Below are 16,141 nucleotides of genomic sequence, written 5' to 3'. Positions count from 1 at the left end.
TATTTTTAGTAAAAGCAGCTTCATTATGTAATTACTTACAATAAATCAATAACACATAATGAAGCATTTATTCTTGTGTTATACTAAGTTGAATTATTTAAACATCAATACGATGTCCTTTATCCAACCTATGATCGATCCTATAAAACTGATTGCATATCCAGCAAATAATAGTCCCACTCCTACAGTCATAGGTTCAACGACCTTTTCAACTTTTCCTTCTGCATTGGTTCCATTTTCTGTTTGATCACTTACAGATGGAGTATAGAAAGCAGTGGTAGAAACTGCATCAGATTTTGCATTTTTGACTTGTCCCATGAGGGGAATAGAAATCTCTTCTTTTGGGGCAGTATTTTCCAAATAGTTTGCATTAACGTTTACAGTTTGTGAAAGAAAAAAAGTGCTCGCCATAAAAACACTTAAGACATAACTTTTAAATATTTTTTCCATAACTTTACCTCAAATATTTTAATTATATAGATAAGTAAATATACAATATGTATATATAACTTAAGTTATAATGAGTGCAGATATGTCATTATGTATTTTTAGTCAATATTAAAAATACATATTAAAAATATAGATATACTTTTTTTATAAAGTATTGTAAAAAAGTAACAGTAATAATTTACAAAAAATCTTCTTAAGAGTTGGTTTATTCATTAATATATGTAATTATTATAATATTTAAAAACATATTTATAAAATATTTTTTATGTATCATATATAGAATAATATATAATTATTTTATTATTTTATGAAGTTGATTTAATATTATTTTCAATGCATTTATATCAATAATATTGATTAAAATTTATACCGACTAAATATATAAAAATTAACTTTATTGTTGGGTGTATAATAAGAAATATAAAATTTTTTGGTATATATGAGAATATTATCAATAATGAATAGGAATGGCAGCACTGAAGTTTTATTTTCTATAGTGGTTTTTATTATAGATTTTATTATAGATTAAGTTTTTTATAGAGAGTATAATTTTCTCTACATTGTTTTTTTTAAGAGTATTTTTTCTAAAGTTAATTACTTACAGAAAGATCTGCTTTTATTGCCAATTTTAAAAGTTTATTTAAGTGTTTTCAGAAAATTTTATGATGCTTTTGATCTCTCTCTACGTTATTCAATGTTATTATATGATGTTAAGCTTCTTATTTTAAAGAAACCTTTCTCAAGGAACTCAAGCCTATTCCACAATACTCAAGTCTATTTCACAATGATGTATGTGAGTGGTATCATGATAAAGCCTCATAATATAAAATTCGTAGGGCGCTGCCCTTTTTATGTTTATATAGGAAAAAGGAGGGTACTATCATATACCTTTCTTGTTCTGAATATTACTAAAATCCTTGGTTTTTGAGATGCTTCATGAAGAGGCGTTTTATTCATTTCTTTTATAGATTCCGCGCATTTTAATGTATTTTCTATGATCAATATGCACATACCACAGAATTTTATCATGTTGGGCCATGTGTTTAATAAGCTGATGTGGCGTTGTTTCGGCATAAAATTTTTTTATATCTTATTGAGCATTGAGCAGGGCATCGTAATATTCTTTTTTTTGACAAATCTAGTCATTTACCAAGAGAGGTTACTAATGTTGGGAATAGAATATGGGATTTGAGAGAGAGAGTTTACCGGTAGAGGTGATTTCACAGAAGGTTGGGTTTTTGTGGGTTCATATCCTTACTTTTTTGCTTCCTTTAAAGCATGTACAATGGTTTCATGTTTTCTGGACGAGAGCGCTTATTTTTTCTTCACATTGAGATGCAATCGCCCCGTGTTGTGAAACGCGCATTTGTTGAAGTTATTATAAAAGGAGAGAAGCGAGAAGGGGAGGACATTTGGGGAAAAATCCCCCCTTACAAAAGTTTACAAACTAATATAGTCAAGAGGTTTTTTTATAACAAATCGCGCCATATTGCCATTGCTTCTAAGACTTCTCCTAAATGTGCATGTTTTGCGATAACTGTTTCCGCACCAGCTTCTGCAAGTGCATTAGAGTGGCCAAGATAGCTATGGGATCCTCCCGTAAAGCCGATGACACGCATGCCTGCTGCTATGGCGGCATGCACGCCATGAAGTGAATCTTCTATAACGATCGTGTTTTGAGGCTCTACCTGTAATTGTTCTGCGGCAAAAAGGAAAACATCAGGAGCAGGTTTTGTCTTTTTTGTTCCAACTTCAGGTGCTGAAAATATTTTACCTTCAAAAAGGTCATAGAGATTAACTGTTGTGAGCATCTCTTTTATATCTACACTCTTTGCATTAGAGCAGATACAGTAGGGATAGCGCGTTTGAATAATTTCTACGGCTTGTCTTACATCATCAATAGCTCGTAATTCAGTTTTTATTTGTGTACGAAAAATATTGGTCATCTGATCTATGAGATGAGCAGAAACTGGTTTTTCTGTTTCCTGTTCAACGTGTTTAAGAATATCGCGAAAGATAAGCCCTGAAAAACGCTCACTTAATTCTTCGGGTGATATTTCATATCCTGTTTGTTTGAGCAATTGAGATCCAATTTTTGCGGCAAGATATTCAGAGTCGACGAGAACGCCGTCACAATCAAAAATAATAAGATCTATCTGAGGCATAAGATATTCCTTTACATGTTACGAGATGGACAACTTTCATGAAAACAATATTAAGAGGACCTTATTTCATAAAAAGGTGCTTTGAAAATGATTCTTAATTCTTTTACGAAATAAAAGATACGGGAAGAGTACATTAAAGAAAGAAAAATAAGGATTCATTCATATGAAAGTTTTTTTTTACTTTAAAAAAAATAAAAACGAATATCAATTTTGCAGAAATTTAACGATACGTTTACTCTATTTTGTAAATATGAATTGGTAATGCGGGCCTATAAACTATTTTGATTGATTATAGGGCAAATTCAGTTCATTTTGTTGGGTTTTTCATGACAGTTATTCAGCTTCAAAAAGATTTCATTCGTACTCCTTCACAGATGCCATGGCGCAATAAAATTTTTAAAGGAGATTGTGTTGCCGTTTTAGAAAAATTGCCAAAACATTCCGTGGATATGATTTTTGCGGATCCCCCTTATAATTTGCAATTGGATGGTGCTTTATACCGTCCAGATCATTCGCTTGTTGATGCGGTTGATGATGCATGGGACCAGTTTGAGAGTTTTGCTGCTTATGATGCTTTTACCCGTGCATGGTTGCTTGCGTGTCGTCGTGTTTTAAAGCCCAATGGAACGCTTTGGGTTATTGGATCTTACCATAATATTTTTCGCGTTGGTACGGCATTGCAAGATTTAGGTTTTTGGATGCTTAATGATATCATTTGGCGCAAAAATAATCCGATGCCTAATTTTAGAGGGCGTCGCTTTCAAAATGCGCATGAGACGCTTATTTGGGCTGTGCGAGATCAAAAAGATAAAAAGTACACCTTTAATTATGATGCTTTAAAAGCAGCAAATGAAGATTTGCAAATGCGTTCAGATTGGCTTTTCCCTCTCTGCACTGGCGCTGAACGTTTAAAGGATGATTCAGGGCGTAAGTTACATCCGACACAAAAACCACAAGCGTTATTAGCGCGTATTATTATGGCTTCTAGTAAACCTGGAGATGTTATTCTTGATCCGTTTTTTGGTTCAGGAACAACAGGGGCTGTTGCCAAGCTTTTAGGGCGTGATTTTGTTGGGATTGAACGCGAGCAAGATTACATTGATGCGGCATGTGAGAGAATTGCGGCGGTCAAACCTTTAGCGCAACCAGAATTGGCGATTTTGGATAGAAAAAAAGCAGAACCGCGCGTAGCATTCAATAGCTTGCTTGAAGCTGGTTTACTCTATCCTGGAGAAGTTCTTTATGATCGCAAGAAGCAAGTATCTGCTATTGTAAGAGCTGATGGTACAATTATGCATGGTGGTGAAGCAGGTTCAATTCACGCAATGGGTAGAAAGGCTCAAGATTCGCAAAGCTGTAATGGTTGGACCTTTTGGTATTACGAGGAAAATGGTCGGTTGAAGTCCATAGATCATTTAAGAATGGTCATACGTTCACAAATGTTAAAAACGGGTGTTGTATAAACTAGGATGATCGCATCATTCTATTGACTACCGGTATATTCTCGATTGGTTTACACCTCTCATTCAAAACACAGTGCTATTGGGTTAGCAATTGACGCGCTTAAAAAAACATTTCTCAATGCATTCAATTCCATTTCGCGATGGCATCTGTGAATGATATAATGGTAAACGTCCCATGACGTGTATAAAGTTTATAGAGCACCCCCATCTTTACGTTTGTGAAGGAGGTAAGACGGCACTCTCATACACCTCAGTGGCTCCCAAATGTTGTAACAGCTCTTGGCATTTGAGACGATTGAGGCATTTTAAAATGTTTGTATTCATATGTTAGCTCTGCTTATGATGTGCAGGCAAGCATTTTTAATTGATTCAAAATAAACAGATTTGAAATGGGAGGATTTTACGATATTTGTGACTCTTATTTAACATGCAAAATAGTTAATTATCTTATAAATCAATATGTTGCCTTTATTGAGATGGATAGGAGGACACTTTATATCTTTCTTAGATTTTTTTACATAGCAATTTCGTTTGTAAATAACAAATGAGCGTTTTTTAGTTTTTTACAAAGAAATGAAAATGAGAAATTTTCACTCTATGCTCTCATTTAAGTTCCAAAAGAGTTAAATGATTAATCAATATATTTTTATGAAAATAAAACAACAAAATTTAAAAAATTCATTTGGAAGTTCAAAATTAAGTGCTTTTTGGGGAGGAGTTACAGCTATGGATGTGCGTACAATATTTCAATTTATTGCATTATAAAGACAACTTTGAATGGTTCAACTTAAATTAGCTCCTAAATATCATCAGATTTTCTCATTTAAAATCTGTTTTATGCTAAAGCAACAAAATCACTTAGCTTACATGTCATAAGCGGGGTTGGCGTGTGAGTAAAAACTGCTCCAGAAAGGATTTAGAAAAGTACCTCTTATAAACCATCTCAAGTGCCAAGGGTGGTAGAACAACATTAGAGATTGGTCAAGGTGTATGATGGTACGTACTTATTTGTTTTTTCAGAAGCAAAAAAAGATAAATTTTGCAACTTAAATCTAAGCTTTTTCTATCCCTTCTTAACTCTTATCCATAGAAAAAATTGGTCATTTTATTTTCATAAATTTTCCTTTTACAGAGGAAGAAATGGTTTCTAGAGATACAAAAGTTTCTGTTAACAAGTATTTTTACGAAGTGGAAAGGCTATTTAAGTTTGAAAGCATTGGGAAGTGCTATGGCAATGGCTTTTTTCATAACAGTAGGGAGGGCTTCTTCGGCAAGATGTTGAATGTTACACCACCAACCATTTTCACAATTCATTTCATGAACATCCTCAGTGTAGTAAACATCAAGTTTTAGAGAAAAGTGGGTAAAAACATGGGTAATTTGTCCTTTAAATTGCCAATTGGCAGTAAAGGGTGCGTTTTGGAGTCCATTTTCATTATTTATGCCAATATTGTTAGGAATTTGAGTCATTCCGCCAAGGAGTTTTTGCGTTTGTCGTTTTTCCAAATAAATTTGTCTCTTTTTATTAAGAATCACAAAAGCAACTCCTGTTTTTGAAGGGCGTTCTTTTTTAGGGGCTTTGACTGGAAAAGATTCCGCTTGTTGCATCTTTGCTGCTTTACATAAAACTTCAAGAGGACAGATATAACAAGATGGTTTGCGTGGAGTACAAATTGTTGCTCCCAAATCCATCATTGCTTGGGCAAAGTCGCCAGGGCGATTTAGATCAGTAATTTTTTGTGCTTTTTCTTTAATTTCAGCTTTTGCTTTTGGTAATATTGAAGTGATAGCAAAAAGGCGGGCGACGACACGTTCGACATTACCATCAACAACTGCTACAGGGTGGTTAAAAGCAATTGCAGCAATGGCTGCGGCCGTATAGTCTCCAATACCAGCAAGAGTTCGCAATGCTTTTACGGATTGTGGAAATTGTCCTGCATAGTTTTCAACAAGTTGTATTGCACATTTTTTAAGATTACGGGCACGTGAATAATAGCCAAGTCCAGCCCATGCTTTCATAACGTCATCTTGTGAGGCTTTTGCTAAAGAAGAAAGATCTGGCCAAAGTTTCAGAAACTTTTTAAAATAAGGCTTAACCGTTTCAACGGTTGTTTGTTGAAGCATGATTTCAGAAAGCCAAACTTGATAAGGATCAGGACGGATACCTTGTTTTTGCTCTTTGGGGGTAATCCGCCATGGGAGATGTCTGTGATTTTGATCGTACCAAGAAAGAAGGTGCGAAGAAACTTCATACATGATTGTTTTCAAGCATAGGAAGAGGTAAAATGCAAAAGAAAAGAGTATTTATTGGGGAATTCATGTTTTTTGTTCTTTTACGGTCAAGGTTTTGGTGAGAAGACAAATTTCTATTTTGTTGGTATTTTATAAATTAGAAAAGAAATATTTTTTAGATGAAACAAGTGATTGTCATTGAGTAAACAGTTGAACAATGATCTAAAGATGAGAAAACAACTAAAAAAACATACTTTTTATTCTCTTTCTGAGACGGTATTCAAAATACTTGATCCAGTTTTACGCAAAAGAACAGGGCTCAATGTCGCGCTTATAGAGCATTGGCCACAAATTGTGGGCTATGATATCAGCGAACATACAATACCACTTAAAATTATCTGGAAGCGTCGCGCAGATCAAGATGAAGTTTTTCAGCCAGCAACACTTGTTGTCGCATGTGAAGGATTTGCTGCGTTAAAATTGATGCATGAAACAGAGGAATTGCTTCATAAGATTAATGGTTTTTTTGGCTATATTGCTGTTGATCGTATCAAAATTGAGCAAAGGAGTATGTCGGTTTTTATGAAGCATGTGCCTTTCAAGCCGACGTTGAGTGAACAGGATAAAAAATGCGTGGAAAAAATGCTTGAAGGAATTGAAGATGAAAGCCTACGTCAGTCACTTTACAAACTTGGCTGTTGCATTTTTTCGGAAAAAAATAATAAATAGCAAGATATTTTATATATTTTCCTTTAGTATATGAGAAAGCATTGGATTCCTATTCGTTTAATAACAACAGAAAAGTAATATTTATGGTAAAATATCGTTCTTTTTTATCTTTCGGGATAATTTTTCTCTTCATAATGATTGTACAAAACAGCCTAGCAGTTGCTTTAGCGCGTGGTCCCAAACCTGTTGCAACGGTGGATATGGCTGAACTTCTTCAGTCGGGTAAAGTAAAAGATCGTTTTGAAGGAGAAGCGGATGCACCAGTCGTCATTGTTGAGTATGCTTCGTTGACATGTACGCATTGTGCGCATTTTTATAATGATATACTTCCTCAAATTCGTAAAAAATATATCAAAACAGGAAAAGTAAAACTGATTTTCCGCGATTATGCTTTTGATCCTCGGGCAACAGCAGGTTTTATGTTAGCGCGCTGTGCACCAGAAGATCGTTATTTTCCTTTGATAGAAGTTTTATTTCAAAAACAAAATGAGTGGGTTTGGGGAAAAGATGCTCTAACACCCTTGAAAAAAATTAGCTTAATGGCCGGTTTTACCGAAGAAAGTTTTACTGCGTGTTTAAAAAATCAGACCATTTTAGATGAAGTGAATGCATCTTTTGAGCGTGGTAAAGAACTGGGTGTCACAGCAACGCCTACTTTCTTTATCAATGGTGATAAATATGAAGGTGCCATGAAAGTAGAAGACTTTTTGTCGGTGATTGATCGTTATCTTAAAAAATGAGTTTTAATTTTCCAGAAGATGGATAAGTGAGACGTGTGATCATTATCTCTTTTGGGAAGATTGGTCTTATGCAGTTATGAAGCGATTATGAAACGATATTTTTTATTTTGCTGATTTTTAAATCAAATCATTGCTTTTAAATGAGCCTAGGTTGAATGATGTTTTGATGCTGATATGGGAGGATGTGTACAATGAAAAAATGGGTTTATAGTTTTGGAGATGGCAGCGCAGAAGGAAATGCAAGCGAGCGTAATCTTTTGGGAGGTAAGGGCGCTAATTTAGCAGAAATGAGTAATTTGGGTTTGCCTGTCCCTCCAGGCTTTACTCTGACAACTGAAGTTTGTAATTTTTATTATACTCATAACAAATCATATCCAGAAGAGCTACAGGAATCTGTTAAGCAAGCGCTAAGACGCGTGGGGGAACAAACAGGGCGTGAATTTGGGAATAAGCAAAGGCCACTTTTACTTTCTGTTCGTTCAGGGGCGCGAGCATCTATGCCAGGAATGATGGATACAGTGTTAAATCTTGGCATGAACGATGAGACTGTAAAAGCGATTGCTTTGCAAGCCAATAATGAACGCTTTGCCTATGATAGTTATCGACGTTTTATCCAAATGTATTCTAACGTTGTTTTGGGATTAGACCATTCATATTTTGAAGAAATTCTCGATGAAGCAAAAGCACGCAGTGGTTATACTATTGATACAGAAATGACCGCAGATGATTGGAAGAATGTTATTTTTTCTTATAAAGCCTATGTTGAAGAAAAATCAGGAAGCCCTTTTCCACAAGACCCTGAACAGCAGTTATGGGGGGCGATTGGAGCCGTTTTTTCAAGTTGGATGACGGCACGTGCGGTTACTTATCGTCGTTTACATAACATTCCTGAAAATTGGGGAACGGCAGTAAATGTGCAAGCTATGGTTTTTGGTAATATAGGAGAAGATTCGGCAACAGGGGTTGCTTTTACACGCAATCCGTCAACAGGGAAAAAAGAACTTTACGGTGAATTTTTAGTTAATGCGCAAGGGGAAGATGTTGTGGCGGGTATTCGAACGCCTCAAAATATTACAGAAAATGCGCGTATTGTTGCCGGTTCAAATAAACCGTCTTTAGAAAAAATCATGCCTGAAGCTTTTTTGAAGTTATGTCAGATTGCGCAGAATCTTGAACAGCATTATCGGGATATGCAAGATCTCGAATTTACCATTGAAAAAGGTAAATTGTGGATGCTGCAGACACGTTCAGGAAAACGCACAGCTCGTGCGGCTCTCAAGATGGCCATTGAAATGGTTGAGGAGGGGCTCATCAGTCGTGAAGAGGCATTGATGCGTATTGATGCAAAGTCACTTGACCAACTTTTACACCCAACACTTGATCCTAAAGCAGAACGTTTGGTTATAGGGCGTGGTTTACCAGCTTCTCCTGGAGCGGCAACGGGTGAAATTGTTTTTACTTCAGAAGAGGCAGAAACGGCGTCGGCAGAAGGGCGCAAAGTTATTTTGGTTCGTGTAGAAACAAGCCCCGAAGATATTCATGGTATGCATGCGGCAGAAGGAATTTTAACAACGCGTGGCGGCATGACAAGCCATGCTGCTGTCGTAGCGCGAGGGATGGGAAAACCCTGTATTTCTGGTGCTGGCAGTGTGCGAATTGACTATAACACAAATACGCTTCTTGCTTCAGGAGAAAGCTTTAAAAAGGGTGATATTATTACGATTGATGGTGGAAGTGGGGAAATTTTCAAAGGGAAGGTTGCGATGTTGCAGCCTGAGCTTTGCGGAGATTTTGCAACGTTAATGGAGTGGGCTGATGGGATGCGACGTATAAGAGTTCGTGCCAATGCTGAGACACCCTCTGATGCCCATATGGGGCGTTCTTTCGGAGCTGAAGGTATTGGTCTTTGTCGTACGGAGCATATGTTTTTTTCTGGTGAACGTATCGTTGCTATGCGTGAAATGATTTTAAGCCATGATGAAACGGGGCGTCGTAAAGCGTTAGACAAGCTTTTGCCAATGCAGCGTTCAGATTTTAGTGAATTATTTGAAATTATGTGTGGTTTGCCTGTAACCATTCGTCTGTTAGACCCGCCACTCCATGAATTTTTACCTAAAACCGATGCAGAAATTCTTGAAGTTGCAACAGCTATGGGGGTTTCTGCGGAAGTGCTTGCTGAACGCGCCCAGCAGCTGCACGAATTTAATCCTATGCTTGGATTACGAGGCTGCCGTTTAGCCATTACTTATCCTGAAATTGCTGAAATGCAAGCGCGAGCGATTTTTGAAGCGGCAGCAGAAGCTGCCCAAAAATCTGGATCCCCTGTCATACTTGAAATTATGGTGCCACTTATTGCGCTTAAATCTGAACTCGATTTTGTAAAAGAGCGTATTGATCAGGTTGCTGGGGAAGTGATGAAAGAAAAGAAAAGCACTATTCAGTATATGGTTGGAACGATGATTGAGCTTCCAAGAGCAGCGCTTCGAGCCGATGAAATTGCTGAAACGGCGGAATTTTTTTCATTTGGTACAAACGATTTAACACAAACCACGTTTGGAATTTCTCGTGATGATGCTGCTCCTTTTTTGGCAACCTATTTTCAAAAGGGCCTTTTAGAACAAGATCCTTTCGTCTCGATTGATCGTGATGGCGTAGGAGAACTGATTGCTATTGCTGCACAGCGTGGACGCTCAAAGCGTGCAAAAATAAAATTGGGAATTTGTGGTGAGCATGGGGGAGATCCTGCTTCTATTGCTTTATGTGAAGAAAATAACCTAGATTATGTTTCATGTTCTCCTTTTCGAGTCCCAATTGCTCGTTTAGCAGCAGCGCAAGCGGCCATAGCAAAAAGGATATAACGGGTTAATATTTTTTATTATATCGTTACCACTGAAATAAATTTTTATGTACACTCCTTTATTTTCTTCCTTAAAGAAAATTATAATGCATTATAATTTATCTCATGTGAAAAAGTGTATTTTGAGAGGTCTGTGAAAGAAAATATAAAGTAAGATAAAAAAGTGTATTATTAATATAATTTCAGTATTGAGGGGATTCTTGATAAAGAGTGACGCACTATTGTGCAGTTAATTCATATACCTGCTATTTTTATTAAGGGGATCTCTTATGCAAGAAAGAGTACTCTAAACAAAAGCCTCTATTTTAAACATTTATTTATTGTTTTTAAGAAACGTCTCTTAATTCATTTCATGTTATCAGCCGTGGAATGGGATTACATACAACTCTTTGTAGGTTTATAAAATTCCCTCTAGAGTTTAAAAGTCCATTGCGTGCGACCAACTTTATACTTATGAAGAAATATCACGATTGTACAAATTATTGATTTATAATGATAGTTTTTTATTTCTCATATTGAATAAGAGCTTTAAATATCGCATGATTTTCTCATTTCAAATTTTTTTATAATTGAACCAATCAAAACTATTTCTCTTGCACGTTATAGAGGGAGAAAGCAAGATGAAGAAAAAAATTAAAGCAAGAATATACCTCTTATAAATTGTCTCAAGTGCCAAGAGCTATCGCAACATTGGAGATAGACGTAGTCGTGTGTAACAGTATCAGCTTACTTCTATTACAAGTATAAAGATGATAGTGCACAGTGGGGCTGTTATTATATTATTCACGGGGTATTGTTGCAAAATAGGCTTGACGATTTTGCAGGATATTTCTCTAAAAAAAGCCTGTAAATATGCAATTCAAGTATCCCATTGAGGGTGTTTTTTTCATGAGGGGGCGTGAACCCAAAAAGACACGTGATAAAAAAGTTTTAGGGCAATAATCCCCATTATTTAAAAGAAAGAACATCCTTTAGATGTCTTTGAAAGTCGTAAAGCTGAATGAAAGGAAAATGGTCAAAATGGGAAGCGATTTCTAGCCTTAAAATTTTATATTCTGCTCAAATTATAAACTGCCTCCCTATTTTAAGAGATTACATAAATAGAAATACACAATACGTTTGCACTCATTTGTTATACAAAAGCTACAACAGCAGACAAAGTACATCTTAGTCTTTATCTTAAACATGTGATTGAATGAGGACTTGAATGTTGATTTAGAAGTCATAACAAAAGCATGAGCTTTTTTAGAAAACAACACCATAGAACACAAAACTTTCCAGTAATGAATTGGAAAAATGTGCTGTCCTTTTATAAAACACTTTACAAAATAAAAACCATAACATAACTGGCTTTTCATCTATGCATTTTTACAGGTGTTCTGACATATCCTTTATATCATATTCACACAATCAAATAGATAGTCATAGATGGATCATTTCTGGATCGAGAATATAAGAGGAAGATGTGATGCTACAACAGAGTGTTGGGTCCCTTTATCATCAAAAGCAACAAAATTTTAAAAACAAGCGCGTTTGCTCTCTTACAACGATTTCTTTTTTCTGTAATCGGTCGTGATCCCCTTACTAGAAAATTGTATGGCTCAATATAGAATGTGTGTAAGAAAGCCATTCTGATTATTAAATATAAAAGGGATTGTGGTGAAAAAATATTTTTGTATTTAGGAGGCATTAAATAAGAGAATGACAAATTATCATTATCAATAAAGAGATTATTTTTATAATATAGATGGTTAGCTTTAATTTAATAAACCAATTTCACGCATTTTCGTTAAAACTGTGTGGTTAATTTTTCCCGTGATAGGAAGATCAAATATTTTTTGAAACTGTTTTAAGGCCTCTGTGGTCTTTTGATCTTCTATTCCTGTGACAATAACTTCCTCATGACCAAAATGATGTAAAGCTTTTTGCACCTGTAAAATATCTTCAACAGAAGGATCTAAAACAGTATCTTTCGAATTTGTTACATTTCCTGTTGTTATATCACTGGCCATTTCTATTTCACTCTGTTTAATTAATATCGCAATTTCATCTGTTTTAGGATTGGATAAAACATTGTTTTGCATTTTTTGAGTAGCTTGTTGTTCTAATAGAGCGATAGCACGACGCGTCTTAGGCCCATCCAGCCCATCTAAAGGCCCATCATAAAGTCCTAATTTTGCTAATTCTTTTTGCTTTTCCAGCATGTTTGCTGATTGAGAGAGAAAGGATGAATTTGTCTGCTGATGACTTGGAAGAGTCACAGAATCTACATGAGAAAGTTTTTGTGATCTTACTTCTTTTTCAGATAAATGAGGTTTTTTTTCTATAGTTTGAGCAGAGGAAAACTTCATTTGAGTTAAAATATTTTTATGCGTTGTTATTTGCAAAAATAGAGCATTAAATGAAACAAATAAAAAACTAATGATAAAAAGAAGAGAGCCGATAGAAAATAAAGTATTTTTTCGTGTATAGAAATAAAGAGTTCTTGTTATCCAAAAAATAAAATAAAAAATTATAAGAAGAAGGGTGATAACAATACTACTCTGGTATTTACGATTTTTTACAGTTTTTTTTCGGGATGTCTTTCGGTTTGTTGTCATTCGTTTTGATTTTCAGTTGCATTTATTTTTCAAAAAAGAAACGAATATAAATTATTTCTTACTTCCAGCTAGAAAGAAGCACATTATTTATATGATTGCTTCTTTCCTTCAAGCTCTTAAAGTGAGCAGCTTCATTATATCAATTTATAAGTTGATAAATCAATAAGGGCATTTATCAACTTTTATTAATTTCATATTTAAAAATCTTTAATCTCTATAAAGGGAGTGTTCAATGAATAAGCATCCAAGGCCATTTTGGTATTCGCAAAATGCATTATCATAGTTAATTATCGAAATAGTTATATCACGTCATTCTTCATTTTGGGTGCATAGGGTTACTTATACTTTAAAATTAGGTCGAGATTCTTTTCTTATAACGCTAAAAAAGACATCCATTATATATTTTTCATAATTTACATATAAAGGGTTACTGCTCTGTAAAGGATTTAGGAAGAACAATGATTTCTTAATGATCTTATATTTTTGTATAAAGGCCTTTACACATAATAAGGATCAATGAAATTTATATTTACAATGTTATAGAAAAAACTTTCCTTGAGATGGAATTATAAGAAATGCGTCTATTTTTTTAATGTTTTATCGACATATTGATTATTTTCGTAACATACCAGTAAAAGTCTTATAAATTCAGTAAAATTTTATAGCAAATGTACAGATTTTATCGATAATAGAATAAGAATGGCAGAATTTTATTCCCTTTAGTCTTTTCAGCTAAGCTTAAAATAATAAGTTATTATTTAAAATAAATATATATGCAACATAGGAAAAAATTAGACTATGTATTTAATCCTTATGCTTTTGTTATACTTTTATGAAATAAAAAGCTGCAAATGTGCATTTTAACGGTAACCCCATTGAGTGTTTCTATCTTGGTGCTTATAAAGAAACAATCTGAATCATCACATATTTCTCCAGCGTCCAATATTTTGTAACCAACCTTGACACTTTAAGCGGTTCATAAGAGGAATTGTTAGCTTTTTTTGTAAAGTTTTTATCCATATGGCTTTCCCCGTTTGTAATGTGCAAGTAAGAGATTCTGATTGTTTCAACATAGAATAGGTTTGAAATGAGATAATCTATGATATTAAGCTCTTTCGTTAAACATAGAAATCAAAAAGTTATTATGATGAATCAATATGTTGTACATTCTCTATTTCTTATGCACGAACATAATTATATCTCTCAATATGCTGATGATATAATCGGCCTATAAATATATAATATTTTTTGTACAATTTTGATGTTGATTTTTTACCGAATAAACCATGTATCCTATTTTTATGCAGCGGCATTGTATTATCTATAAAAGAGCCTTTGACATAGGTCACAGAAATGAGGACTCAATTTTATAAAACTCATTTTATAAATTTTTTATAAAGAAGTGGCATATAAAATGCTTCTTTTGTTGTATTGACCACTGCAGTACATTGATTGCTCATGATACGTTTTTTTATCAAATTATCATTTTTTTTGTTTGTTGTTTTTATCATTATTTCATTTTTTGTTGCAAATCCAGGGAGTAACCATTCTCCTCGCTCCCAAAATAATGAGACAACAACGAGCGATGTGATTATTGCTTTTAAAGAAGCTTTAAGTGATTTAGGAACATTTTGTGACCGTAATATAGAAGCCTGCAAAGTAGGCAGGTCCTTTTTAAGTTTACTTGGCGAACGTGCATATCATGGTGCAAGAGCTGCTTATGAATATTTAGGGCATATATTAGGAAACAAAAATAATATAGAGAATTCTTCTAATGTTTCTCGCAAAATGGAAATACAAAAGTTCTTACAAAACCGTACAATATTATCTTGAAAGAGTAGTTTTTAACATTCTTCATATTCATTATGTTAGAAAAAATAAATATTGATCTGTTAATGAATGTATTTAACAATGATTATTCAGATCAAACAGGACTAAAATAATGGCAGAAACAATCGATAATATTATAGAGAACTTTTCACTTTTGGATAATTGGGAAGATCGTTATCGTTATGTCATTGAGCTTGGTCATGAGTTGCCACCTTTTCCAGAAAGCGCGCGAAACGAAGCCCACAAAGTTCCTGGTTGTGTTAGCCAAGTATGGCTTTTATCTTCACGAAATAATTCGGAAGACCCAACATTAACCTTTCAGGGCGATTCCGATGCTCACATTGTGCGTGGACTCATTTATATTCTTCTGGCTTTTTATTCCGGTAAGAAAGCTTCTGAAATTCGCAATTCTAATGCTCAAGATCTCTTTGAAAAACTTGGTTTAAATGAAAATATCACACCACAACGATCAAACGGTCTTAAATCAATGATTAAACGAATTCACGACGAAAGCTCTGTATAATCCTCTTTTTAGAAAGGATTATACAGATAACACTTTTATAAAAAACATATACACGAAAAATAAACTTTATATACGAACTGTTTTTTCGCAAAATACAATTTATTTAGCTTTTTTTCGTTTGCTTTTGCGTCCAAGCCCCATTTCTTTAGCTAAAGCTGACCGTGTTTTTGCATAATTAGGCGCTACCATAGGATAAGAGCTATCTAACTGCCACTTTTCACGATATTCCTCTGGCAACATTCCATAATGTGTCATAAGGTGACGCTTGAGAGATTTAAATTTTTTTCCATCTTCAAGACAAATGAGATAATCAGGAAATACTGAACGCTTTGGATTAACGGCAGGCCTTTGTTTTTCAGTTTCGACTTCTGTTAACTCTAGATTCCCTGCTTTACGAAAAGCAGCATGGACATCAGCAATTAAACTTGGCACTTCAGTCGGTCGAATAGAATTATTACTCACGTAGGCAGCAACAATATCAGCAACCAATGTAATAACTAAATTGCTTTCAGTCTCTAAGACTGCACGATGTTCCATTCTTGTTTCCTTTAA

At 34.6% G+C, this 16,141-nt stretch carries 12 protein-coding genes; 7 read left to right on the top strand and 5 right to left on the bottom strand.

Annotated features, from left to right (window positions below; all coding sequences use genetic code 11):
* Positions 1-93 precede the first annotated feature (93 nt).
* Both AC6ER8_RS06555 and AC6ER8_RS06550 read right to left on the bottom strand, forming a co-directional pair.
* Positions 94-450 (bottom strand): hypothetical protein, encoded by a 357-nt coding sequence (locus AC6ER8_RS06555; protein ID WP_497077912.1) that lies wholly within the window; start codon positions 448-450, stop codon positions 94-96.
* Between the two features lie 1,469 nt (positions 451-1,919).
* The gene (locus tag AC6ER8_RS06550) at positions 1,920-2,615 is read right to left on the bottom strand and encodes an HAD family hydrolase (protein ID WP_497077911.1); all 696 of its coding nucleotides are present in this window, start codon (positions 2,613-2,615) and stop codon (positions 1,920-1,922) included.
* Between the two features lie 374 nt (positions 2,616-2,989).
* On the opposite strand from AC6ER8_RS06550, the gene AC6ER8_RS06545 reads away from it, so the two are divergent.
* Positions 2,990-4,078 (top strand): site-specific DNA-methyltransferase, encoded by a 1,089-nt coding sequence (locus tag AC6ER8_RS06545; protein WP_497079657.1) that lies wholly within the window; start codon positions 2,990-2,992, stop codon positions 4,076-4,078.
* A gap of 627 nt (positions 4,079-4,705) precedes the next feature.
* Complete coding sequence (locus AC6ER8_RS06540) at positions 4,706-4,843, top strand: hypothetical protein (RefSeq protein ID WP_497077910.1); 138 nt, start codon at positions 4,706-4,708, stop codon at positions 4,841-4,843.
* A 432-nt stretch (positions 4,844-5,275) separates the two neighbouring features.
* Here AC6ER8_RS06540 and mutY read toward each other — a convergent pair whose 3' ends face one another.
* Positions 5,276-6,334: an A/G-specific adenine glycosylase gene (gene mutY / locus AC6ER8_RS06535; protein ID WP_497077909.1), complete on the bottom strand. Its 1,059-nt coding sequence runs from the start codon at positions 6,332-6,334 to the stop codon at positions 5,276-5,278.
* Between the two features lie 204 nt (positions 6,335-6,538).
* On the opposite strand from mutY, the gene AC6ER8_RS06530 reads away from it, so the two are divergent.
* From AC6ER8_RS06530 to ppdK, 3 genes are all read left to right on the top strand, one after another.
* Positions 6,539-7,039, top strand: a complete 501-nt coding sequence (locus AC6ER8_RS06530) for a DUF721 domain-containing protein (protein ID WP_497077908.1) — start codon at positions 6,539-6,541, stop codon at positions 7,037-7,039.
* 83 nt (positions 7,040-7,122) lie between these two features.
* On the top strand, positions 7,123-7,779 hold the full coding sequence (locus AC6ER8_RS06525; protein ID WP_497077907.1) for a DsbA family protein: 657 nt from the start codon (positions 7,123-7,125) through the stop codon (positions 7,777-7,779).
* Between the two features lie 191 nt (positions 7,780-7,970).
* Entirely contained in the window at positions 7,971-10,637 is a 2,667-nt protein-coding gene (ppdK, locus tag AC6ER8_RS06520; protein WP_497077906.1) for a pyruvate, phosphate dikinase, read from the top strand.
* A 1,756-nt stretch (positions 10,638-12,393) separates the two neighbouring features.
* Here the strand turns inward: ppdK and AC6ER8_RS06515 are convergent.
* On the bottom strand, positions 12,394-13,236 hold the full coding sequence (locus tag AC6ER8_RS06515) for a peptidoglycan-binding protein (RefSeq protein WP_497077905.1): 843 nt from the start codon (positions 13,234-13,236) through the stop codon (positions 12,394-12,396).
* A 1,458-nt stretch (positions 13,237-14,694) separates the two neighbouring features.
* Here AC6ER8_RS06515 and AC6ER8_RS06510 point away from each other — a divergent pair.
* Together AC6ER8_RS06510 and AC6ER8_RS06505 are read left to right on the top strand one after the other, a co-directional pair.
* Entirely contained in the window at positions 14,695-15,069 is a 375-nt protein-coding gene (locus AC6ER8_RS06510; RefSeq protein ID WP_497077904.1) for a DUF5330 domain-containing protein, read from the top strand.
* Between the two features lie 109 nt (positions 15,070-15,178).
* The gene (locus AC6ER8_RS06505; protein WP_497077903.1) at positions 15,179-15,589 is read left to right on the top strand and encodes a SufE family protein; all 411 of its coding nucleotides are present in this window, start codon (positions 15,179-15,181) and stop codon (positions 15,587-15,589) included.
* Between the two features lie 99 nt (positions 15,590-15,688).
* Here the strand turns inward: AC6ER8_RS06505 and AC6ER8_RS06500 are convergent, their stop codons facing one another.
* On the bottom strand, positions 15,689-16,126 hold the full coding sequence (locus tag AC6ER8_RS06500; RefSeq protein ID WP_497077902.1) for a Ros/MucR family transcriptional regulator: 438 nt from the start codon (positions 16,124-16,126) through the stop codon (positions 15,689-15,691).
* Between the last annotated feature and the right edge of the window lie 15 nt (positions 16,127-16,141).

This window comes from Bartonella sp. SL320, from assembly GCF_059687635.1.
This window is presented reverse-complemented; position numbering and strand designations above follow the sequence as displayed.